Raw genomic sequence first — 20,936 nt, 5'->3', positions numbered from 1 at the left:
GATCCCTTTGCCTGAAAAAACAGGCAGTCAGAACACAGGTACAGAGTTATGAGCGTCATATTTCAGGTTTTCAGCAACATGTATCAGGACTCGGTTTCGCTGATGCAAATCTCCGCCAAAATCAGCCAGCAGGCCGGGATTGAGCAGGCATCGGTGGTCATGGGGACGCAAACCAATCTGGCACAACTGGCGGATGCCGGGCTGGGCGACGGCGTTAAAGCCGGGCCGAATGATTTGATTATTGCCGTGATGGGCGACGAAGCCGCGTGCAACGCCGCGATAACGCTGGCGCGCGAACTGCTCAGCAGCAAACCGCAGGAAAGCAGCAACGACGGCGTGTTTGCGCCCAATCTGGTGAGCCTGGACATGGCACTCGGGCGTCACCCGGACATCAATCTGGCGCTGATTTCAGTCCCCGGCGATTACGCCGCCGCCGAAGCAATCAAGGCGCTGCAACTGGACATGAACGTGATGCTGTTCAGCGATAACGTCAGCCTGGCGCAGGAAAAGCAGATCAAAACGCTGGCCCGCGAAAAGAACCGGCTGGTGATGGGGCCGGACTGCGGCACTGCGATCATCAACGGGCTGCCGCTGGGATTTGCGAACGTGGTGAATCGCGGCGCGATTGGCGTGGTCGGCGCGTCCGGCACCGGCGTGCAGGAAGTCACCTGCCGCGTGGATCATCTGGGCGCCGGAATTTCACAGGCGCTCGGCACCGGCGGCCATGACTTGCACGAAGACATCGGCGGGATTTCGATGCAGTACAGTCTGGAAATGCTGGCCGGTGATCCGTCCACGCAAGTGATCGTGCTGATTTCCAAACCCCCTGCCCGCGCCGTGGCGGAACGCATCCTTGAACAGGCCAGCGCCTGCGGGAAACCGGTGGTGGTGAATTTCCTCGGCGCAGACGCAGCCAGCATCACCCGCCGTGGCGTTTTTGCGGCAGGAACACTGGCGCAGGCGGCGGATATGGCGGTTGCCCTTCTCAACGGCAATCCCGCCGCGGCGGCGGACAATGAACCGCTCAGCGCAGGGCAATGCCGGGATTTACCGGCTTCACGCACGGATATTCGCGGCGTCTTCGCCGGTGGCACCTTCTGCTACGAAAGCCAGCTTATCTGCCAGCAACAGGGCTTCAGTGCGGCCTCCAACACGCCGGTTGCCGGAAATCAGAAACTGGCTGATTTGTGGAAAAGCACCGGCCATACGCTGATTGATATGGGCGACGACGATTTCACCCGCGGCAAACCGCATCCGATGATTGATCCGACGCTGCGCAACCAGCGCATTGCGGCAGAAATCAGCGATCCGCATACCGCCGTACTGCTGTTTGATCTGGTGCTGGGCTACGGCGCAACGTCAGAACCGGCAACTCAGCTGCTCGAAATCCTCAAGCAACCGCCGCGTGAAAGCCGTCCGCTGCTGGTTGCACACGTCTGCGGTACTGAAGCCGATCCGCAACAACGTTCACGTCAGATTACCGCATTACGCCAGGCAGGCGTTCTGGTCGCCGGATGCAACGCGCAGGCCGCGCTGTGGGCCAGCCAGATTGCCCGCGTTCAGGCGGAAAAAAAGGAAACTAAATAATGAATACGTTACTGAATCAGCCGCTTTGCGTAGTGAATGCCGGGCTGAACAGCTTTGCTGAGAATCTGAAAACCGCCGGTGGTGACGTTGTGGCGCTGAGCTGGCAGCCGCCTGCACTGGGCAATATTGACGCCGGGCTGGAACTGGCGCAGTTGCTGCGTCATCCGCGCGTGGAAGAGGCCAATAAAGTGGCGTTCGAACGCTATCTCAGCGCCCAGCCGGTGCTGATGGATGTGCTCTCAGCCCGCGAAGCCATTCCGGCCATGAACGAACGCAAACTCATTCTGCATTCCGGCCCGCCGATTGCCTGGCGCGATATGTGCGGCCCGGTGAAAGGCGCGATTATCGGCGCGGTCATGTACGAAGGCTGGGCAACCGGTCATCAGAATGCCGAACAGCTGATCGAAGCCGGAGAGATTGCGCTCGAGCCCTGCCATCACCATCACGCGGTCGGCCCGATGGCGGGCATTATCAGCCCGTCGATGCCGCTGTGGGTCATTGAAAACAAAACGAACGGCAGGCTGGCATTCAGTAATTTCAACGAAGGTCTGGGCAAAGTTTTACGCTTTGGCGCGAACAGTGACGACGTGCTGGAACGCCTGCGCTGGATGGCAAAAGAACTGGCTCCCGCACTGAAAGCAGCAATTCAGCAACTGGGCGAACTGGAGCTGAAACCGCTGATGGCGCAGGCGCTGCACATGGGCGACGAAGTGCATAACCGCAACGCCGCCGCGACGGGTTTGCTGATCAAACGTCTGGTGCCTGCCTTGCTGGAATGCCCGCTGCCGCTGGATCAGATCCAGCGCTGCGTGGCGTTTATCACCGGTAACGATCACTTCTTCCTGAATCTGTCGATGGCCGCCTGTAAAGCCATGATGGACGCCGCTTCCGGCGTGCCGCACAGCTCGATGGTCACGGTGATGGCGCGTAACGGCGTTAACTTTGGTATCCGGCTTTCCGGTACCGGCGACCGCTGGTATCAGGCTCCGGCGAATCCGGTGGAAGGCCTGTTCTTCCCGGGTTACGGCGTGGAAGATGCCGCCGCCGATCTGGGCGACAGCGCGATCACCGAAACCGCCGGTGTCGGTGGCTTTGCGATGGCGTCTTCTCCGGCCATCGTGAAATTCGTCGGTGGCACGCCTGCCGATGCCTCAAATAACAGCCGCAAAATGCAGCAGATTACGCTCGGCGGCAATCCGGCCTTTACGCTGCCTGCGCTGAATTTCGCCCCGACCGCCGCAGGTATCGACGCCCGCAAAGTCGCGGACCGCGCCATCCTTCCGATCATCAATACCGGCATCGCCCATAAACAGGCAGGCGTCGGGCAGATTGGTGCCGGGATCACCACCGCGCCCATGTCATGTTTCGTCGATGCACTTCAGGCGCTGGCACAGGAGATCGCTTTATGAACAAACCTTTAGCCGTTGTGGCCGTCGGCGGAAATGCGCTGATTATCAATGATAAGAAAAACAGTATTCCGGATCAGTATCAGGCCGTTATAGAAAGCGTGCGTCCGGTGGTGGACATGATTGAAGCAGGCTGGGACGTCGTACTGACCCACGGCAACGGCCCGCAGGTCGGCTTTATCCTGCGCCGCTCGGAGCTGGCCGCCGGTGAAGTTTCGCCGGTTCCGCTCGATTACGCGGTGGGCGATACGCAGGGCGCGATTGGCTACATGTTCCAGAAAGCGCTGTTAAACGAACTGCAAAGCCGGGGGATTTCGCGCCCGGTGGTTGCCATCGTGACGCAGACGTTAGTCAGCGCACAGGATCCGGCGTTTCAGAATCCGGTCAAACCGGTCGGTGCATTCATGGATCACGCGACGGCGCAGCAACGTCAGCAGGAACTGGGCTGGAGCATCGCGGAAGATGCCGGACGCGGCTGGCGCAGAACCGTGCCTTCGCCGCTGCCGCTCGACGTGCTCGAACGCGAAACACTCCGTAATTTACTGGCGCAGGGCTGCATTGTGATTGCCTGCGGCGGCGGAGGCATTCCGGTCATCCGCAATGAAAATCAGCAACTCGAAGGCGTGGAAGCGGTGATCGACAAAGATCTGGCGTCCGCTCTGCTGGCCGAACAACTGAGCGCCGATCTGCTGCTGATCCCAACCGGCGTCGAGCAGGTCGCCGTGAATTTTGGTACGCCGCAGCAAAAGTGGCTGAGCCAGCTGAGCGTCGCCGGGGCCGAAGCGTTTATTCGCGAAGGGCAGTTTGGCGTCGGCAGCATGCAGCCAAAAGTGGAAGCCATCGTGAAATTTATCAATAACAGCCAGCAACAGGGAAAAAGTGCGCAGGGGCTGATCACCAGCCCGGACGCGATTAAAGCCGCACTGAATCACCAGACCGGCACCTGGATTTCAAACCATTAAGGACAAGATCATGAACACTCCCGATAAAAATCACGTACTGCTCGCCGTCAACGGCACGCTGATGCGCGGTCTGGAACTGAACCCTAATATGACCAAAGCGGGCGGCGTTTTCGTCCGCGAAGACAGCACCGATGCGCATTACCGGTTGTGGACCATCAACGACAGGCATCCGGGTATGATCCGCGTGGCGCAGGGCGGAAACACGGTCGGTCTGGAAATCTGGGCGCTGCCTCCGGCGTCGTTTGCCGCGCTGCTGAGCAGCGAACCGGCCGGGCTGAGCATCGGCAAAGTGACGTTGCGCGATGGCAGCGAAGTGCTGGGCGTGCTGGCCGAACCGTGGCGGGTCGAAGGGCAAAATGAGATCACCGAAACCGGCGGCTGGCGCCAGTATACCGGGCATCATCACACGGCATAATTCAACAGGGACAGGAACATGCGTAAAACAGAAAATGCTCCGGATACCGCGTCAGGTTTGCGTATTGCCATGATTTTACTCGGCATTGCGGTAACACCCGTTTTGCTTTCCTCTTCAAGTCTGGGTAATCAGCTGTCCGGTTCACAGCTGATTACCGTTGTCGCACTGGGCGGAATTATTCTGACCCTGCTTTCCGCGATCACCATCTGCGTGGGTGAAAAAGCACGCCTGCCGACGTACGGAATTGTGAAATATGCGTTCGGAGAAAAGGGTGCGGTGGCGATCAACATTCTGATGGCGGTCAGTCTGTTCGGCTGGATTGCGGTCACGGCGAACATGTTCGGGCACTCGGTCCATGATTTGCTGGCGCAGCACGGCCTGGAATTACCGGCTCCCCTGCTGGTCGCGCTGGGATGCTGTGTGTTTGTGGCATCGACCGCGTTTGGTTTTGCCGTTCTCGGCAAAATCGCGCAGGTCGCCGTGCCGGTGATTGCGCTGATGCTCTGCTACATCCTTTACATCGCGCTGCACGGTCAGGCACCGGTGCTGGAAAGTCTCAGCCAGATGAACACCGGCGTTGCGGTTTCTACCGTCGTCGGCACCATTATCGTGCTGGTCGCGACATTGCCGGATTTCGGCAGTTTCGTGCATAACCGTAAACACGCGCTGATTGCGGCTGGCGCCGCATTTCTGGTGGCGTATCCGCTGCTGTACTGGGCCGGTGCGATGCCCAGCGCGCTCAGCGGGCAGGGTTCTTTGCTCGGCGCGATGGCGGTATTCGGCGCGGTATTACCGGCGGCGTTGTTGCTGATTTTTGCCTGCATCACCGGCAATGCGGGGAATATGTTCCAGGGTACGCTGGTGGTTTCCACCCTGCTGACCCGCTTCCCGAAATGGCAGATTACGCTGGCGCTGGGTGTGCTTTCGGCGGTGGTCGGCAGCATGGATATCATGGCGTGGTTCATTCCGTTCCTGCTGTTTCTGGGCATCGCCACGCCACCGGTGGCCGGGATTTATATCGCCGATTTCTTCCTGTATCGCCGCAACGGCTATGACGCGGGCGTTCTGACGCGTGAACCGCAAATCAAACTGCTGACTTTTATCGCCTGGTTGCTGGGTTCCGCCGCCGGTTTTATGACAGTCAAAGGGATGATTACGCTGACCACCATTCCTTCAGTGGATTCCATTCTGGTGGCGTGCGTCTGCTACGCGCTGTTAAGTCGCATGCAAAAACGTTAACGGCAGCGTTTTGCCGCTGAAGAATACGGCATAATTAAGGGAAACCGGTCACTGACGACCGGTTTCCCTTTTTGCTGGCAGGAGCGCCTTACTATGCTGATTTCCGATGAGAGTATCCGTATCGTCCATCTGGTGGCGAAGTATCAGAGCATCACCACGGCGGCTGAACAGCTCAACAAAGTGCCGTCGGCGATCAGTTATACGGTCAAAAAACTGGAAGAAAGCCTTGGCGTGGCGCTGTTTATCCGCAAAGGAAATCACATTGAACTCACGCCCGCCGGGCACTATTTTATCCGCCACAGTAAAACGCTTCTCAGCGATCTGGATGCCCTGAAACGCAATACCACGCTGATCCACGAAGGCGTTGAGCAGGAGTTCATTATCGCGGTGAATAACATTGTGCCGATGCCCATTCTGGTGGAGTTTACCGACGCGTTCGAACGGGCATTTCCCTCCACGCGCCTGAACCTGAATGTCGAAGTTTATAATGGCTGCTGGGACGCGCTTTACAGCAAACGCGCCGATCTGGTGATCGGCGCGCCACATAATGTCCCGAGCACCGAAGGCATTTTCAGTGAAGCACTGGGCCAGCTGGAATGGGATTTCGTCGTCGGCCCGCAACATCCGCTGGCGAAGCTGATGCAGCCGCTGACCAACACGGAATTACGGCAATATCCGGCGATATGCATCCGCGATACCGCCGTGAATTTTGCACATCAGCAGGCCTGGTTGCTCGAAGGGCAAAAGCCGCTGTTCGTGCCGGATTTCGCCATGGCCGTCGCCCTTTTCCAGCGCAACACCGGGATTGGTTATCTTCCGCATCACCTTGCCCTTCCCCTGCTCAACAGCGGCCTGCTGGTGAAAAAACCCATGCAGGAACATAAACATGCGACCCAGCTGTTCCTCGCCGCCCGCACCGACGGCATGGGGAAAGTCTGCCAGTGGTGCATGGATTACCTGCTGGAGCCTGGCGTGAAAGGGAAGTTGTGCGGGAAGTAAATTCACGATGGGTAACGAAAATCAGGACATCGCGAGGTTGCCGACATCGCCGGTGGAGTAAAAAACAAAAAAGCCGGTGTTTATTTAATGGGCTTAATTTGGGTGTTTAGCATACACTGCATCGAATGAATCGAACGAAATAGTCGAAAGGAATGACGATGAAATCTTTGAGTGCTAATGAAGTAAAAACTCAATTTGGCGATGTCCTGTTACGGGTTCAACGCGAGCCGCTACAGATTAATCGCAATGGGAAACCCGTTGCGGTGATGCTATCAATTGAAGATTATCAAATGCTTGAAGAAGTTAAGATGCGGCTTCTTAAGGAAAAAGTGGCCAGGGCTGAAGCAGATATTGCCCGGGGAGACGTCATGGATGGCGAAACATTTTTCGCTCAACTGATGAGTGGAAAAAGGGATTGAGATGCATCGCTATCAGATAGCCAGGGAGGCGCAGGATGATTTGTTCGATATTCAGCGTTATACGTAAGCTCAATGGGGACGTGTACAATCAGAAAAATATCTTTCTGAATTATTTAGCCTTTTCTCAATGTTAGCGTCTTATCCTGACATGGGCAGACCCGTCTCATTTAATGAAAACCTGTTCCGCTTCCCCCATCAAAACCATGTCGTGTACTTCTTGAAAAATAACGATACCCTTATTTTTGTCGCCGTTATGCATCAAAGTCGATCACCCGCCGATATCATGCGTCAGCGGTTGCATGAGCCAGATATGGAATACCAAGCCACACCGCAGGAATAACAGAAACAAAAAAGCCGCGACTCAGCGCGGCTTTTGCTTTCAGGCGTAATGGAAAACCATTAGCTCCTGATTTTACGGTAGATAAACAGAACCACCAACGCACCGATCACGGCGACAACGAAGCTGCCGAAGTTGAAACCGTCTACGCGGCCAAAGCCGAAGAAAGTACTGATATAGCCACCCACAACGGCACCGACAACACCCAGAACGACGGTCAGAATAAAACCGCCGCCGTCTTTGCCCGGCATGATCCACTTAGCCAGAATACCGGCGATCAGACCAAAGATAATCCAGGATAAAATTCCCATTTTCGACTCCTCCGAATGAATTTCCGTTACCGTGAATATTGTTCAGCAAAGTCAGCCAAACAAAAGCAGAACAACTCAGGTTCTGCGAGCCGGATGTGTTTTCCACACAAACAGCCCTCTTCTTACACTACGTCTAAAGTCTAGCACCGTTTGAACAAAACCGCCCAAAATCAGCAGGAAGGGAAGAAACGCAGAGAAATCTAAGGCAGTTTCAGGCTGTGTCAGCACGAATGCGGTTTCGTCAGGCACCCGCATCTGGACGTAAAATTGCGTAAAAAGTAGACCAAATTTTTTGAATGAGATACTCAAATCAATCCGTTTTTCATCTCCTGCCATCAGGCCTATTATGCATCCATCGAAAGGCAAACACCTTTCACTCACACAAACCTGAACGGAATACTTATCATGAAAAACGTCAAAATTTTTGCTGTAGCTGCAACCCTTTCTCTGATTTCTTTCGGCAGCTTCGCGGCTCAGCAGATTACTCAGCCATCAGGCGACATGCAGAAAATCGGTGTGATTTCTGCCGCTAACTCCACCACCCTCGGTGGCCTGGAAGCGAAATTGTCTCAGCAGGCAAAAGAAGCCGGTGCTTCTTCTTACCGCATCATCTCCGTAACCGGTAATAACAAACTGCACGCTGACGCTGAAATCTACAAATAATCGCCGCGCAGAACCGTAGCCCGATAAAACCCTCTTAAAAAGCCTGTGGAAGCGCATCTTCCACAGGCTTTTTGTTTTTCTGACGATTGGAAACTTCCTGAGTGATTGACTATTCTCATTTTTCCCCAGGAAAAAGGAAGAATGTCATGAAGACCCGACTCAGCCATGCACCGACCGCAGACGATCTCGATGAAATCAAAGCCGCTCTGCGCAGTTTCAACAGAAACTTCATTCCGCAGCCGAAATTTCGCGAGTTAGGGATTTTTGTTGAAGATGAAAATGGTCACAAACAGGCAGGAATTGTGGCTGAAACCATCGGTAATTGGATGTATATCCAGATGCTGTGGGTCGATGAGTCGTTACGCGGGAAAGATGTGGGGACGCAGCTGATCCGCGAGGCCGAAGAAGAGGCGCAGGCGCGCGGCTGCCGGTATTCGCTGGTCGATACGTTTAGTTTTCAGGCGCGGCCTTTCTATGAACGCATGGGGTATGCGACGCAGATGACGCTGGAAGATTACATCGCCGATTCGCGCGCACCGGAAAACGCGCCGTCCACGCATACCCGCTATTTTCTGACGAAGAAACTGCTCTGACTTTTTCGCGCAGCAGGGATTTTCCGCCTGCTGCGCGCCGTATTTATTTCGCAGATAACGCTAACCACTCTGAAACCGATGTACGCTGCCATTGGGCTTTCACGTAAGTCGCCAGTTTTTCCGGCATCGCATCGCCGTTCAGGTACAGGCGGTTAAGCATCAGCGCCAGATCCACATCCGCAATACTCCATTCGCCAAACAAATGCTCTTTGTCTCCCAGCAAACGTTCTGCCGCCGCATACAATTTTTCGGCAGCCTGCTCTGCGCGGGCGGAAAGCGCCGGACGTTTCTCACCGGCAAACACGATTTCCGTCGGACGTTCTTCACGAATTGGCACCAGATCGCTGCGCAACCACGCCTGAACTTCACGGGCTTTGGCGCGATTTTCCGGATCGGCCGGATAAATGGCCGGAAACGTCGGCGCGGGGAAAAGCTCTTCGACGTATTCATCAATCGCGGAGGATTCGGACAACACAAAGGTGCCGTTGATTAACGTCGGTACGCGGCGGGTGAGCGAAATCGCCGAATAAGATTCTTTCAGGTTATCCGCCTGCGCCAGATCGACCGTTTCCAGCTCAAAAGGAATGCCTTTTTCGGTCAGCGCCACAAAAGCGGACATCACGTAAGGGCTGAAATAATCGGCGTCGGAATACAAAATCAGCGAAGGCTGGCTCATGGCGAACTCCTGAAGAATCAAACGAAAGGATAAAAAACATAGCGTACTAACAGGTGGATGTCGTTAAAAAAGCCTTCACCCGGGCGGATGAAGGCGGTTAGAAAACCTATCTCAGCCGGAACACCTGCACAATTTCGTTGAGGCGGCGGGCCTGTTCTTCCAGAGACGCTGACGCGGCAGACGCCTGCTGAACCAGCGCGGAGTTTTGCTGCGTCACACCGTCCATTTCGTGTACGGCCTGCGTCACCTGGCTGATCCCGCGCGATTGCTCGTCGGAAGCTGCGACAATTTCGCTCATGATATCGCGCACGTCGGTGACCGCTTTCATGATCTCTTTCATCGTTTCCCCGGCGCTTTTCACCAGCCCGACGCCGTGATCAACGCGGGACGTCGATTCCTCAATCAGGGCAGAAATCTCTTTTACGGCGTCGGCGCTGCGTTGCGCCAGACTACGCACTTCAGACGCCACCACGGCAAATCCGCGCCCCTGTTCCCCCGCGCGGGCGGCTTCTACCGCCGCATTCAGCGCCAGAATATTGGTCTGGAAAGCGATACCGTTGATGACCGTTGTGATGTCGCCAATTCGCCGCGAACTGTCGTCAATCGCGCTCATGACGCCGACAACGTTGGACATAATGCGATCGCCCTTTCCGGCAATTTCCGTGGCGTTTGCCGTCAGTTCTGTCGCCACATGCGCGTTATCGGCGTTCTGTTTTACCGTCGCCGTCAGTTGTTCCATGCTGGCGGCGGTTTCTTCCAGCGCGGCCGCCTGCTGCTCGGTTCGCGAAGCCAGATCGATATTTCCTGCCGCAATCTGCGACGCACCGCTGCCGACCGCGTGGCTGGTCGAAATGATGTCGTTCACCACATGCCGCAGTTGCGCCTGCATGGTTTGCAGCGCAAAGAAGATGCTGCTGTGGTCGTTTTTCTGCGTGACGATCGGGTGCGTTAAGTCACCGTCGGCCACCGTCAGCGCGATTTTCGCCGCATCCGCAGGTTCGCCGCCCACCGGGCGCAAAACTTTGCGGGTAAAAATCACGCTCAGCACGGCAAACACCACCACGATGCTCAGCACCATCAGCACCAGCGCGTAATAAAGCTGACGCGTACTTTCTTTCATCACCGCTTTTACCGGCGCGACAATGCCCAGCATCCACGGCGTGCCGGTATTGCCGATCTGAATCGGCACAAACTCGGCAAACGCGTTTTCGCCCAGCGTCGGATCCGGCTGTTCGCGGCTGGTCATCTGCCCGGTCTGAATGCTTTTCAGCAACGGCGCATCGTTTTCAAGCTGGTGCGTTACCTGCTCTTTTTTAGGCGAAGAGATGAAATGGCCGGTCTGTGAGAACAACATTGCGTAGCCGGTTCCCTGATACGGTTTGATGCCGTTGACCAGCGTCTGCAAGGTTTGCAGCGAGAAATCCGCCGTTACCGAACCCAGAAATTTTCCGTCCACGATGATCGGCACGGCAATGGACGTCAGCAACGTATCCACGCCGTTATACGGGTAACTGTATGGCTCCAGAATGACTTCTTTTTGCAGCTTTCGCGGCAGCAAATAGTAATCACCGCTGCCCGGCGTTTCGTAGTCGGTGAGATTGTGCAGCACGATATTTCCGCTGGTATCGCGGTCAACGTAGCGGACATAACGCCCGTCGGGATCCTGCCCCTCTTTTGCGGCGAAATCGCCGTCTTTGCCGTCAAACGCGTCCGGCTCCCAGGCCAGTGACATCGATAAAAAATCCGGATGGCTTTTGAGCGCATTTTGTAACAGCGTATCGGCGAGTTTGCGGTCGGTGTGCCCGGCTTCACGCAGGCTGATCATGCTCTGCACCAGGTCGCGCGCGGCATGCAGGGCCGTGTCGAGTTTCTGGCGGGCAAGATAGCCGTCGGTATTGGCGGTCTGCTGGAGATAACGGCGGGCGATGTCGCGCTGCTGTTCGGCGGACTGCCAGCTCAGCAATCCGACCGTAATAATGTAACCAAGACTTATCGTAAGAAGCCCGACAATCAGCATCAGCGTACGGGTACGCATGGTTTTTTTAGGAACATTTTTCTGTGGTGCAACCCCAACTCCGGCTGCCGGTGAAAGCGCCTGCATCTGACTCATAATTACCCCGGAACAGTCAACGTACTGTGAAATTCACGATGAAAAAACGCGGATTATCTGTCCCTGATTTGTGCCCCCTGAAGATAAGCAGGAATTCCCTTATCGCCTGAATTATCGGCATCACAGGGGCGGGTCTTTAGCCAAAACGGTAAAAAACTGTCCCGCAAAGATAAACGTTCGCATCCTGCCGGTGTCTCCTTATACTGCTGTTATGTCGGCTGGCTCAGCACCTTGTTTGGGAAACTCCTATGAAGTCATGGCTCTTACCGCTTTTGTTGCTTGTTCCGTTGTGCTCGCAGGCGGCATCTACCCCGAAAGAAATCAGAGCACGTTTCAGCCAGTTTAAGGTCGGGGATAAAACCATTTGCCTCGATGATGTGACCTACGCCAACAACAGCAAAATGAAGGTCATCGAGAATGGTTTTGTGGTGTCGAAGCGTAAAAATGCGCTGATTTACCAGAGTAATACGCTGTTTTTGCTGGGTAACGAAGTCACGGTGAACATCAAAGCCGTGATTGAAAGCAAGATGGGGAAGACGTCATTCTCTAACCAGTTCAAACAGGCCATGATTCAGGTCGAGGGAATGGATGACCCGGCGCGCGCCGGTGAGAAAGCCAAAATCATTCAGTCTTTCGAAGATGTTATTTCCGACAAGCACAATGAAACGCCGTACAGCTCGGTGGCGCTGACCGAAAAAGGCTACATCATCACTCAGGTTGAAAGCCATTCCACCACCATCAGCGAATGTTATGTAACGCCGTATAAAAAGGCAGAAGCTGCCCGATAAATCAGAGGGAAATGATGACTGTTTTAGTACCGATGAGCGCTGCATTTTATGAAGAATTTGCAGAACTGCTGGCGAAAGATTACGCCGAAGAGAATGTGACCGCCGGGCTGTGGCTGCCGGATACGGCGCTGGAACGCGCACGCAGCTCCACACAAAACGCGCTGCCGCAGGGCGTGGAAACTCCGGATCACTATTTGTATGAAATCAGGCAGGAAGAAACCGGCGAAACCGTGGGATATCTGTGGTTTGCCAATATTGAACGCTACGGCGTACGCAGCGCTTTCGTGTATGAGCTGACGGTTTATCCGCAATTTCGTCGTCAGGGACATGCCATCGCGGCGTTCCGGCTGATGGAAGAACGCCTGCGCGAGCTGGGCAGCGTGGCGATTGAACTGAACGTTTTCGCCAGCAATCCCGGCGCGCAGGCACTTTATGCCAGCCTGGGTTATGTCACGACAAAAATGAATATGCGCAAACCGCTTTAGCGGATGTATTTCATAAAGTTAGTCGGTTTACCCACGCGGTCATAGAGCTGGCGCGCGGTGTAATTGGTGGTCTGCGTCATCCAGTACACGTTGGCTTTTTCGTTTTTGTCGGCGTGTGCGTAGACCACTTCAATCAGTTTCTGCCCGATACCCAGTTTGCGCGCGGACTCATCGACGTATAAATCCTGCAAATACACCACCTGATTCATGTGCCAGCCGTGATCGTGATTCAGGCAATTCACCAGCCCGACCAGCCTCCCCTGATATTCCGCCACATAGCCAAACATGCCGTCATAGTCAGGATCCGACAACCGCCGGAACGTGAAATCAAACTGCGCCGGATCCAGCTCCGACTGGTAAAAATCCAGATAACCGCGCCATAAATTTTCCCAACCTTCGCGGTCGGCAGGCGTTAACGGACGGATCACAACATCTTGCGGCTGGCTCATCGGTCATTCTCCTCGGTAAATGAAATCGTTACGGGCGGGACTGCGGATAATGTATCAGGTCGTGGAAACGCACGGAATGATCGCTGTTATTGCGGTATGCGTGCGCACAATCCGCCGCAAACCGCAGCGCTTCTCCGGCGCTGAGCATGCGCGTGACGCCGTCCACCGTCAGCGTCAGTTCGCCCTCAATCACAATCACATGTTCGATCACACCCGCTTCGTGCGGCGAAGATTCACTGCATCCGCCGGGCTCGAGATCGATAACAAACATGTCCATTCGCAGCGTGGTATCGAACGGAAACAGCGGCACGACGCGCATTCCCGAGGTGTCGCTGTTAAACGTGGTCAGCAAACCATGGCGGTGCAGCGCCGCAGACTGCGCGGGGGGCGTTTCGAGAAATTCGGAGAAAGAGACGTTCAGCCCGCTGGCGATTTTCCACAGCGTCGCTACGGTCGGGCTGGATTCGCCGCGTTCAATCTGGCCGAGCATTGCCTTGCTGACGCCGGTTTTTTCTGCCGTCTGGCTGAGGCTCCAGCCCCGTTCGCTGCGCACGGCTTTGAGCTGGCTGCCGATGTGGCGGGTGAGTTCCTGCATCCTGACTCCTCTGACGATCGGATTTTTGACGATCGCAATTGTGCGTTATAACGCACAGTGATATCTTGAGCGCCACGATGTGCGCTATAACGCACAACAGCATAACGCCCGCGCCCGGTAACCAGAAGGATTTTTAACAATGCCCTTGCGATTAAGCTTTCATGATTTGACGTTTTCAGCGGTTATCGCCGGATTTGTTGCCGTTCTGGTCGGTTATACCAGCTCAGCGGCGATCATCTTTCAGGCTGCCGAAGCCGCCGGTGCCAGCGTTTCGCAGATTGGGGGCTGGCTGAGTATGCTCGGGCTGGGAATGGGCGTGACGAGCATCGGTTTGTCGCTGTATTACCGCACGCCGGTGGTGACGGCGTGGTCGACGCCGGGCGCTGCGCTGCTGGTCACCAGCCTGCACGACACAACAATCAACGAAGCGATTGGCGTTTTTGTGTTTGCGACCGGGCTGATCCTGCTGTGCGGCGTGACCGGATTATTCGCCAGGCTGATGCAATATATTCCGCAGGCGCTTTCGGCTGCCATGCTCGGCGGGATTTTGCTGCGATTCGGGCTGGATGCTTTTACCTCGCTGCACAGTAATTTCACGCTGGCAGGCACGATGTGTCTGGTTTATCTGCTGGCGAAACGCGTCCTGCCGCGCTACGCCGTGGTTCTCGCCCTCGCCGCCGGGCTGGTGGTGGCCGGATTACAGGGCGATATTTCGCTGCACGGCCAGACCATGACGTTTGCCGCGCCGGCATTTGTGATGCCGCACTTTACGTGGTCTTCCATTATCGGCATCGGCATTCCGTTTTTCGTGGTGACCATGGCGTCACAAAATGCGCCAGGTATCGCTACGCTGAAAGCCCACGGCTACCACCTGCCGGTTTCACCGCTGATTTCATGGACGGCGCTGACCGCGTTAGTTTTAGCCCCGTTCGGCGGTTTTACCGTCTGTATCGCCGCCATTACCGCCGCCATCTGCATGGGCGAAGATATTCACCCGGATCCGAAAAAGCGCTACATGGCCGCCGTCGCCGCCGGGATTTTCTATCTGATTGCCGGTGTGTTTGGCGGTTCGATCGGCCTGGTGTTTACCGCGCTGCCTCCCGCGCTTATTCATACCATCGCCGGATTGGCGCTGCTCGGCACCATCGCCGGGAGCTTATACCGGGCGCTGGAAAATGAACATCAGCGTGACGCAGCGATTATCACGTTTCTGATCACCGCATCCGGCGTGACGCTGCTCGGCGTCGGCTCGGCGTTCTGGGGCTTAATTGGCGGCGTGATTACGCACCTGATCCTCAGCATTCCTGCGCGTAACAAGGCGCAACCGCCCGCGAAAGGTTGAGTCCGTTCAAGTTATGGGTAACAGGTTTTCGTAACACGAAACAAAGTGACGGCGGTCACATTTTCCGCCGTCCAAACGCTCTTTACTGGGAGCCATCAGGCCAAAAACGCCCCCTTTAAAGAGCGAGAATTCCATGACAATTGCCACTCAATCCTGCGTAGTGACCGGGAAAAAAGACGTCTCGGTGATCGGCCAGACCCTCGACTACACCGGCCAGGGCACGCTGGTGAAGATTACCCGCGGTGGCATCTGCGGCTCTGATCTGCATTACTACGAGCACGGTCAGGTCGGCGATTTCAAAGTCCGCGAAGCGATGGTTCTCGGGCACGAAGTGGTCGGCGTGGTGGAAAAATCAGATAACCCGCGTTTGCAGCCGGGCCAGAAAGTCGCGCTGAACCCCAGCAAGCCATGCAAAGCCTGCAAATATTGCCTTTCCGGTGATGAAAACCAGTGCACCACCATGAAATTCTTCGGCAGCGCGATGTATTTCCCGCACATCAACGGCGCGTTCACGCAGTATAAAATCGTCGACAGCGACCAGTGCATTCCTTACGACAATCAGGTCAGCGACCGGCTGATGGTTTTCGCTGAACCGCTGGCGGTGGCTATTCACGCGGTCAATCAGGCCGGGGATATTCGCGGTAAAACGGTGTTTGTTTCCGGCGTCGGCCCGATTGGCTGCTTAATCGTGCTGGCCGCTAAAGCCAAAGGTGCTGCGGAAATTGTGGTCACCGACCCGAGCGAACGCTGCCGTACGCTGGCGCTGGCCGTCGGTGCCAGCCAGGCACTTGACGCCGCGCAGGGCGATTTCTCCGCATATCAGGCCGAAAAGGGCTTTTTCGATGTGTCTTTCGATGCCTCCGGCCATCCCTCTTCTATCCGCCGCTGTCTGGAAGTCACCCGTGCGCGCGGCACGCTGGTGCAGGTCGGTATGGGGCCGGTGGTGAATGAATTCCCGCTGATGATGCTGATTGCTAAAGAAATTAACTGGGTCGGCAGCTTCCGTTTCACCGAAGAATTCAATACGGCGGTGGAATGGCTGGCGAATAAAACCGTTGATCCGATGCCGCTGCTTTCCGCCGAATTCCCGCAACAGGATCTGGTGGAAGCGCTGGAGTTTGCGCTGGATAAATCCAGAGCGTCGAAAGTTCAGCTGGTTTTCTAGTCTGCTGACGGATTCACAATATCAAAACATCGTTTCATTTTATGATGCCATCTGATTTTCATCCTCAGAGGACATTTGAATTATGGTGAAGGACAACGCGAAAAAGCAGGTCGCCCTGCTGCTGGCGGACGGATTCGAAGAAGGCGAAGCGGTGATCGTGCTCGATATTCTGGAGCGGCTGGAGATTCAGGTGACGACGCTGGCCTGCCAGAAAAGCCTGACGCTGCGCACTTACCACGGCATTCAGATGCAGGCCAATGAATTGCTGAGCGCACAGGGCGATCGTTTGTATGACGCGGTGGTGATGCCCGGCGGCCCGGAAGGCTCGGTGGCGCTGGCGGCCAGCAAAGACGTCGTAGAATTTGTCCGCCGTCATGACGAAGCCGGAAAGCTAATTTGCCCGCTGTGCTCGGCGGCCGCCCGCGTTCTGGGCGGTAACGGCCTGCTGAAAGGGCGGCGTTATGTCTGTTCCGGCGATTTATACAAAGACGTCAAAGACGGCGTTTATGTGAATCAGTCTTTCGTCGAGGACGGTAATCTGCTCAGCGGAAAAGGCTTAGGGCTGGCATTTGATTTCGCTTTCCAGCTGGCGTATCGCCTGACCGGTGACGCCCAAACCACCAATTTTCAGGCCTATCACATCGATTATCACCACTGGCGGGCTGACCAGAAAATCTGATTATTATCAGCGGGCGATGCAGGTCGTCCGCCACCATCAGCATCATGTCCGTTTTTGGCATTCTCCCGACAGGTTTTCAGGCGCAGACTGGTTTCACATTCACCAGACGGAGTCCGAAAATGACCCACAGCGCCCTGTTAAATATCGATGTGCAACGTTCTTTCGAGCAAAAAGACTTCTGGCAGCAGGATGATTTACCGGCTTTCAGCCAGGCATTAACCCGCCTGATCGACGGCTGTCAGACCCGTAACGTTCCCGTCATCGACGTGTTCCACGTCAATCCTGACGGTGTGTTTTCGCTTGAGTCCGGGCTGGTCACGCCGATGGCTTTTCTCACCCATCAGCCGCAGCACGTTGTCCATAAACATGTCCACAATTCCCTGACCGAATCCGGCCTCGACGCGTGGCTGCGCGAACGCGGCATCACACATCTGATTATCGCCGGAATGCGTACCGAACAATGCTGTGAAACCACGGCGCGCGTAGCGTCCGATCTGGGTTACACAGTGACGTTTGTTACCGAAGCGACGCTGACGTTTCCGATGACACACGCCAGCGGCGTGACGCTGAGTGCGGCGGAAATCAAATTGCGCACCGAACTGGTGCTGGCCGACCGTTTTGCCACGATTACCGACGTCAACGGCGCACTGGCGGAACTCGATCGCGCTGTGTGAAGATAGGCGCAGTGATGATGAATCTGTGAGGCGATATGCAACGAAATGTCTACTTTATGACGCTGCCGGGTGTGATGGCCTTAGACCTGACCGGTCCGGCGGAAGCACTGCGTATCGCCGGGCAGTTTGCGCTGCACTACATCGGCCCGCTGCCGGAAATCACGATGTCCACAGGGCTTACGGTCAGCCATTTGCAGCCACTGCCGGAAACGTTGCCGGAAGGCAGCATTCTGATCATGCCCGGCGTTGACCGTTCGGAAGAAAATTTTTCCTCACCCATCGCCCGAATAGCCTGTGACTGGCTGCGTCAGCAAAAAAACGCCATCGAAAACGGTTTGCTGACGCTGGTTTGTATCTGTTCCGGCAGCCTTCTGGCGGGAAAAGCCGGGCTGCTCGACGGCTATCAGTGCACCACGCATCACGACGTGATCGCGCGTCTGCGCCAGCAGGTGCCTGCCGCACAGGTGAAAGATAACCGGATATTTGTCGAGGACCGTTCCGTGCTGACCAGCGCGGGGATCAGCGCCGGTATCGATCTGGCACTGCACCTGATCGCCACACATCTCGGTCCGCAGGCCGCACTGGACGTCGCCCGTGAAATGGTGGTGTATTTCCGCCGCGGCGGCGATGACCCGCAACTCTCCCCGTGGCTGCGCTACCGTAATCATCTGCATCCTGCCGTCCATCGTGCGCAAAACCTGATGGCCGCCGAACCGGAATGTCCGTGGCAGGTGGAAGACGTCGCCGCCAGAGCCCACATCAGCGGCCGCCACCTGACGCGCCTGTTCCGCCAGCATCTGGGCATCAGCGTACGCGACTACCACGAACAACTGCGCATCGCCGTCGCACAACAACGCATCCAGCAAGGATCAGGCATCGAGAAAGCCGCCCTCGCCGCCGGATTCTCCTCCGGCAGACAATTCAGGCGGGCACAGGAAAGGTGGAGTTGAGTGTTTTAAAAACTTCATGCCTTATCACGAGAATGCGTATATTTTTTTCTGCCGCGTGATAATAAACTTTATGTCCTTGCGCCCTTACACGTAATCTCAGGAAGGCATAATGTTCAAAATAACCGACTTAATAGACTTACAAACCCTCTCAGAGTCTGTGGAGCTGGAATTTAAACAAGCGCAAGGACAGGATGGGCAAGGAAAATTGCCCCAGGATTTTTGGCCAACATATTGTGCAATGGCAAATACCCGTGGTGGTTATGTCGTGCTGGGCGTGAAGGAAAAGCAAGGGCAATTTATTCCCGTTGGTATTAACAATCCTGAAAAAATAAAAAATGAGCTGTTCAATAACCTCAATAATCAAAATTTGGTGAACGTAAATCTGTTAACAGATGAAGACGTTCAGACAACCTACCTCAACGAAAAGCTGATTTTAGTCATTCACGTTCCTACTGCCGCAAGACATCAAAAACCTGTTTATCTGAAAAATAATCCTCTTGAAAATACCTATATCCGGCTTCATGAAGGCGATCGCCACTGTTCTCATGAGCAGGTGAAGCGAATGCTTGCCGAACAGGTTGAAGATAGTCGGGATGATAAAATCTTTATAGGGTTTGACCTGAATGACATCGAACAGGAAAGCCTTAACGCCTATAAGCAATTGTTAGCGATAGCGAAGCCTCAGCATCCATGGCTTGAACTAAACAATATAGACCTCATGGCAAAAATAGGCGGCTGGCGCAAAGACCGCCAAACGGGAGTTGAAGGTATGACTCTCGCGGGTATTTTAATGTTTGGCACATGGCAAGCAATTCAGGATGCTGTCCCGAATTATTTTGTCGATTATCAGGAAAGGCCAGAAGCTAAAACAGAGCTTCGCTGGATTGATCGCCTGTGCCCGGATGGTACCTGGTCCGGGAATATCTTTGATTTTTACCGGCGCACATATCGTAAACTCACCAATGATTTGAAAATTCCTTTCAAATTAAAAGATGGTGTTCGTCAGGACGACACACTTATTCACGTCGCCTTACGTGAAGCATTAGTTAATACACTCGTTCATGCGGACTTTACGGGGCGTGCATCCATCCTGATAGTTAAGCGGCCCGATATGTTCGGTTTTCGAAATCCTGGTCTGATGAGGATCCCGCCGGAAATAGCCATCAAAGGCGGAGAAACTGATTGTCGAAACCGACGTATGCATCAAATGTTTTTAAATATTGGGGCTGGTGAACGTGCGGGCTCCGGCATTCCAAAAATATACAGTGGTTGGGAATCAGCAAACTGGCGGGCCCCAAAGCTTTATGAAAAAACGGATCATACAGAGCAAACATTACTTGAGTTATCCACAGCAAGCCTGATACCAGAATCTGTTTCTGAGCAATTACGCATATTGTTTGGTGCGAGTTTCAATACCCTTGACGATTTCGAGCGAATGATTGTGACCACTGCTGCCATTGAAGGATGGATTAATCATCAAAGAGCATGTCAGTTAACCACTAAACATTCACGCGATGTCACTTTGGCATTGCCCCGTCTTGAATCAAGAGGTTTTCTTGTTTCAAGTGGTGAGCGTAAAGATAAATCCTACAGCCTGCCGGGCATGGAGCAACCCCCTTCTCCTGAAGACGTTTTCTCTAATGCGTTAAGTCCGGCAACCGGCTTAACGCATAACGAGGGGAGCTTAACGCATAACGAGGGGAGCTTAACGCATAACGAAGAGAAGTTTGTATACAAAGCAGAGGAACATCGTGATCCCGAAGGTCGCTATATCAGTGCCTTGCTGGATCGGCCTTTTATTGACCAACTTGAAACTCTTACACCCAGTTTTAAAGAGCAACTCTCGACCTTTGCGAAACTCGCAAATGAAAAGAAAAGATTAACGAATGATGAAATGCGCGATGTAATTATCAAATTATGTAATGACCATTTTATTGCCATTTCAGTATTGAGCGAATTAACTCACAGAACCTCTCAAAACATTCGCCAAAGCCATCTCAAACCCATGGTAGAAAAAGGCGAATTGCAATTAGCATTTCCCAATAAACCTAACTCTCCTAAGCAGGGTTACACGGTAAAGTAATTCTTTGCG

22 protein-coding genes and 2 pseudogenes are annotated in these 20,936 nt (G+C 54.7%); 18 read left to right on the top strand and 6 right to left on the bottom strand.

Annotated features, from left to right (window positions below; all coding sequences use genetic code 11):
* The first annotated feature begins 48 nt into the window (after positions 1 to 48).
* The 8 genes and pseudogenes from fdrA to KWG64_RS25890 form a co-directional block, all read left to right on the top strand.
* Entirely contained in the window at positions 49 to 1,587 is a 1,539-nt protein-coding gene (gene fdrA / locus KWG64_RS11735) for an acyl-CoA synthetase FdrA (protein WP_218521977.1), read from the top strand.
* On the top strand, positions 1,587 to 2,996 hold the full coding sequence (locus KWG64_RS11730; RefSeq protein WP_218521976.1) for a DUF1116 domain-containing protein: 1,410 nt from the start codon (positions 1,587 to 1,589) through the stop codon (positions 2,994 to 2,996). Before fdrA ends, KWG64_RS11730 begins: the two co-directional genes overlap by 1 nt.
* Positions 2,993 to 3,955 (top strand): carbamate kinase, encoded by a 963-nt coding sequence (locus KWG64_RS11725; protein WP_218521975.1) that lies wholly within the window; start codon positions 2,993 to 2,995, stop codon positions 3,953 to 3,955. Before KWG64_RS11730 ends, KWG64_RS11725 begins: the two co-directional genes overlap by 4 nt.
* A 10-nt stretch (positions 3,956 to 3,965) precedes the next feature.
* Complete coding sequence (locus KWG64_RS11720) at positions 3,966 to 4,370, top strand: glutamyl-tRNA amidotransferase (RefSeq protein WP_255562165.1); 405 nt, start codon at positions 3,966 to 3,968, stop codon at positions 4,368 to 4,370.
* An 18-nt stretch (positions 4,371 to 4,388) separates the two neighbouring features.
* The gene (locus tag KWG64_RS11715) at positions 4,389 to 5,609 is read left to right on the top strand and encodes a cytosine permease (RefSeq protein WP_218521974.1); all 1,221 of its coding nucleotides are present in this window, start codon (positions 4,389 to 4,391) and stop codon (positions 5,607 to 5,609) included.
* Between the two features lie 93 nt (positions 5,610 to 5,702).
* Positions 5,703 to 6,608, top strand: coding sequence for a LysR substrate-binding domain-containing protein (locus KWG64_RS11710; RefSeq protein ID WP_218521973.1), 906 nt, complete (start codon positions 5,703 to 5,705; stop codon positions 6,606 to 6,608).
* Between the two features lie 158 nt (positions 6,609 to 6,766).
* Positions 6,767 to 7,027 carry a type II toxin-antitoxin system Phd/YefM family antitoxin gene (locus KWG64_RS11705; RefSeq protein WP_218521972.1) on the top strand — a complete coding sequence of 87 codons (261 nt, stop codon included), beginning with the start codon at positions 6,767 to 6,769 and terminating at the stop codon, positions 7,025 to 7,027.
* A gap of 82 nt (positions 7,028 to 7,109) precedes the next feature.
* A pseudogene (locus tag KWG64_RS25890) lies at positions 7,110 to 7,367 on the top strand (type II toxin-antitoxin system RelE/ParE family toxin); the annotation flags it as partial.
* Positions 7,368 to 7,426: 59 nt separating this feature from the next.
* Here the strand turns inward: KWG64_RS25890 and KWG64_RS11695 are convergent.
* Both KWG64_RS11695 and KWG64_RS11690 read right to left on the bottom strand, forming a co-directional pair.
* Complete coding sequence (locus KWG64_RS11695) at positions 7,427 to 7,675, bottom strand: GlsB/YeaQ/YmgE family stress response membrane protein (protein ID WP_195814909.1); 249 nt, start codon at positions 7,673 to 7,675, stop codon at positions 7,427 to 7,429.
* Between the two features lie 75 nt (positions 7,676 to 7,750).
* A complete protein-coding gene (locus KWG64_RS11690; RefSeq protein ID WP_218521971.1) occupies positions 7,751 to 8,011 on the bottom strand; it encodes a hypothetical protein in 261 nt (86 codons plus the stop codon).
* A 69-nt stretch (positions 8,012 to 8,080) separates the two neighbouring features.
* On the opposite strand from KWG64_RS11690, the gene KWG64_RS11685 reads away from it, so the two are divergent.
* Positions 8,081 to 8,338, top strand: coding sequence for a YdgH/BhsA/McbA-like domain containing protein (locus KWG64_RS11685; RefSeq protein WP_195825605.1), 258 nt, complete (start codon positions 8,081 to 8,083; stop codon positions 8,336 to 8,338).
* Between the two features lie 146 nt (positions 8,339 to 8,484).
* Positions 8,485 to 8,931, top strand: coding sequence for a GNAT family N-acetyltransferase (locus tag KWG64_RS11680; RefSeq protein WP_218521970.1), 447 nt, complete (start codon positions 8,485 to 8,487; stop codon positions 8,929 to 8,931).
* Positions 8,932 to 8,974: 43 nt separating this feature from the next.
* Here the strand turns inward: KWG64_RS11680 and yfcF are convergent, their stop codons facing one another.
* Complete coding sequence (gene yfcF, locus KWG64_RS11675; protein WP_218521969.1) at positions 8,975 to 9,607, bottom strand: glutathione transferase; 633 nt, start codon at positions 9,605 to 9,607, stop codon at positions 8,975 to 8,977.
* A gap of 106 nt (positions 9,608 to 9,713) precedes the next feature.
* Complete coding sequence (locus tag KWG64_RS11670; protein WP_218522116.1) at positions 9,714 to 11,624, bottom strand: methyl-accepting chemotaxis protein; 1,911 nt, start codon at positions 11,622 to 11,624, stop codon at positions 9,714 to 9,716.
* A 341-nt stretch (positions 11,625 to 11,965) separates the two neighbouring features.
* Between KWG64_RS11670 and KWG64_RS11665 the strand changes: the two genes are divergently transcribed.
* Together KWG64_RS11665 and KWG64_RS11660 are read left to right on the top strand one after the other, a co-directional pair.
* The gene (locus KWG64_RS11665) at positions 11,966 to 12,505 is read left to right on the top strand and encodes a hypothetical protein (protein WP_218521968.1); all 540 of its coding nucleotides are present in this window, start codon (positions 11,966 to 11,968) and stop codon (positions 12,503 to 12,505) included.
* Between the two features lie 11 nt (positions 12,506 to 12,516).
* Positions 12,517 to 12,990, top strand: coding sequence for a GNAT family N-acetyltransferase (locus KWG64_RS11660; protein WP_255562164.1), 474 nt, complete (start codon positions 12,517 to 12,519; stop codon positions 12,988 to 12,990).
* On the opposite strand, the gene KWG64_RS11655 is transcribed toward KWG64_RS11660, so the two are convergent.
* Together KWG64_RS11655 and KWG64_RS11650 are read right to left on the bottom strand one after the other, a co-directional pair.
* Positions 12,987 to 13,439, bottom strand: a complete 453-nt coding sequence (locus KWG64_RS11655) for a GNAT family N-acetyltransferase (RefSeq protein WP_165060747.1) — start codon at positions 13,437 to 13,439, stop codon at positions 12,987 to 12,989. The two genes, KWG64_RS11660 and KWG64_RS11655, sit on opposite strands and share 4 nt — an antisense overlap.
* Positions 13,440 to 13,467: 28 nt before the next feature.
* Complete coding sequence (locus KWG64_RS11650; protein WP_218521967.1) at positions 13,468 to 14,034, bottom strand: helix-turn-helix domain-containing protein; 567 nt, start codon at positions 14,032 to 14,034, stop codon at positions 13,468 to 13,470.
* A gap of 139 nt (positions 14,035 to 14,173) precedes the next feature.
* Here KWG64_RS11650 and KWG64_RS11645 point away from each other — a divergent pair, with 139 nt between their 5' ends.
* From KWG64_RS11645 to KWG64_RS11620, 6 genes and pseudogenes are all read left to right on the top strand, one after another.
* Complete coding sequence (locus KWG64_RS11645) at positions 14,174 to 15,376, top strand: benzoate/H(+) symporter BenE family transporter (RefSeq protein WP_218521966.1); 1,203 nt, start codon at positions 14,174 to 14,176, stop codon at positions 15,374 to 15,376.
* Between the two features lie 133 nt (positions 15,377 to 15,509).
* Entirely contained in the window at positions 15,510 to 16,541 is a 1,032-nt protein-coding gene (gene idnD / locus KWG64_RS11640; RefSeq protein ID WP_195825598.1) for an L-idonate 5-dehydrogenase, read from the top strand.
* Between the two features lie 82 nt (positions 16,542 to 16,623).
* Positions 16,624 to 17,220, top strand: a complete 597-nt coding sequence (locus KWG64_RS11635; RefSeq protein ID WP_218521965.1) for a DJ-1/PfpI family protein — start codon at positions 16,624 to 16,626, stop codon at positions 17,218 to 17,220.
* A 119-nt stretch (positions 17,221 to 17,339) separates the two neighbouring features.
* Positions 17,340 to 17,882: pseudogene (locus tag KWG64_RS11630) on the top strand (isochorismatase family protein); the annotation flags it as partial.
* Between the two features lie 47 nt (positions 17,883 to 17,929).
* Entirely contained in the window at positions 17,930 to 18,844 is a 915-nt protein-coding gene (locus tag KWG64_RS11625; protein WP_218521964.1) for a GlxA family transcriptional regulator, read from the top strand.
* A gap of 109 nt (positions 18,845 to 18,953) precedes the next feature.
* The gene (locus tag KWG64_RS11620; RefSeq protein WP_218521963.1) at positions 18,954 to 20,927 is read left to right on the top strand and encodes an RNA-binding domain-containing protein; all 1,974 of its coding nucleotides are present in this window, start codon (positions 18,954 to 18,956) and stop codon (positions 20,925 to 20,927) included.
* Positions 20,928 to 20,936 lie beyond the last annotated feature (9 nt).

The sequence above is a fragment of the Rahnella sp. PD12R genome, from assembly GCF_019200965.1.
Taxonomy (GTDB): Bacteria; Pseudomonadota; Gammaproteobacteria; order Enterobacterales; family Enterobacteriaceae; genus Rahnella; species Rahnella laticis.
The sequence above is the reverse complement of the archived record's forward strand: the minus strand, read 5'-3'. Positions and strand labels throughout refer to the sequence as shown.

Coding starts and splice junctions, on each gene's coding strand:
- fdrA (WP_218521977.1), top strand. CDS start 49: ATGAGCGTCATATTTCAGGTTTTCAGCAACATGTATCAGGACTCGGTT.
- KWG64_RS11730 (WP_218521976.1), top strand. CDS start 1,587: ATGAATACGTTACTGAATCAGCCGCTTTGCGTAGTGAATGCCGGGCTG.
- KWG64_RS11725 (WP_218521975.1), top strand. CDS start 2,993: ATGAACAAACCTTTAGCCGTTGTGGCCGTCGGCGGAAATGCGCTGATT.
- KWG64_RS11720 (WP_255562165.1), top strand. CDS start 3,966: ATGAACACTCCCGATAAAAATCACGTACTGCTCGCCGTCAACGGCACG.
- KWG64_RS11715 (WP_218521974.1), top strand. CDS start 4,389: ATGCGTAAAACAGAAAATGCTCCGGATACCGCGTCAGGTTTGCGTATT.
- KWG64_RS11710 (WP_218521973.1), top strand. CDS start 5,703: ATGCTGATTTCCGATGAGAGTATCCGTATCGTCCATCTGGTGGCGAAG.
- KWG64_RS11705 (WP_218521972.1), top strand. CDS start 6,767: ATGAAATCTTTGAGTGCTAATGAAGTAAAAACTCAATTTGGCGATGTC.
- KWG64_RS11695 (WP_195814909.1), bottom strand. CDS start 7,675: ATGGGAATTTTATCCTGGATTATCTTTGGTCTGATCGCCGGTATTCTG.
- KWG64_RS11690 (WP_218521971.1), bottom strand. CDS start 8,011: ATGGCAGGAGATGAAAAACGGATTGATTTGAGTATCTCATTCAAAAAA.
- KWG64_RS11685 (WP_195825605.1), top strand. CDS start 8,081: ATGAAAAACGTCAAAATTTTTGCTGTAGCTGCAACCCTTTCTCTGATT.
- KWG64_RS11680 (WP_218521970.1), top strand. CDS start 8,485: ATGAAGACCCGACTCAGCCATGCACCGACCGCAGACGATCTCGATGAA.
- yfcF (WP_218521969.1), bottom strand. CDS start 9,607: ATGAGCCAGCCTTCGCTGATTTTGTATTCCGACGCCGATTATTTCAGC.
- KWG64_RS11670 (WP_218522116.1), bottom strand. CDS start 11,624: ATGCTGATTGTCGGGCTTCTTACGATAAGTCTTGGTTACATTATTACG.
- KWG64_RS11665 (WP_218521968.1), top strand. CDS start 11,966: ATGAAGTCATGGCTCTTACCGCTTTTGTTGCTTGTTCCGTTGTGCTCG.
- KWG64_RS11660 (WP_255562164.1), top strand. CDS start 12,517: ATGATGACTGTTTTAGTACCGATGAGCGCTGCATTTTATGAAGAATTT.
- KWG64_RS11655 (WP_165060747.1), bottom strand. CDS start 13,439: ATGAGCCAGCCGCAAGATGTTGTGATCCGTCCGTTAACGCCTGCCGAC.
- KWG64_RS11650 (WP_218521967.1), bottom strand. CDS start 14,034: ATGCAGGAACTCACCCGCCACATCGGCAGCCAGCTCAAAGCCGTGCGC.
- KWG64_RS11645 (WP_218521966.1), top strand. CDS start 14,174: ATGCCCTTGCGATTAAGCTTTCATGATTTGACGTTTTCAGCGGTTATC.
- idnD (WP_195825598.1), top strand. CDS start 15,510: ATGACAATTGCCACTCAATCCTGCGTAGTGACCGGGAAAAAAGACGTC.
- KWG64_RS11635 (WP_218521965.1), top strand. CDS start 16,624: ATGGTGAAGGACAACGCGAAAAAGCAGGTCGCCCTGCTGCTGGCGGAC.
- KWG64_RS11625 (WP_218521964.1), top strand. CDS start 17,930: ATGCAACGAAATGTCTACTTTATGACGCTGCCGGGTGTGATGGCCTTA.
- KWG64_RS11620 (WP_218521963.1), top strand. CDS start 18,954: ATGTTCAAAATAACCGACTTAATAGACTTACAAACCCTCTCAGAGTCT.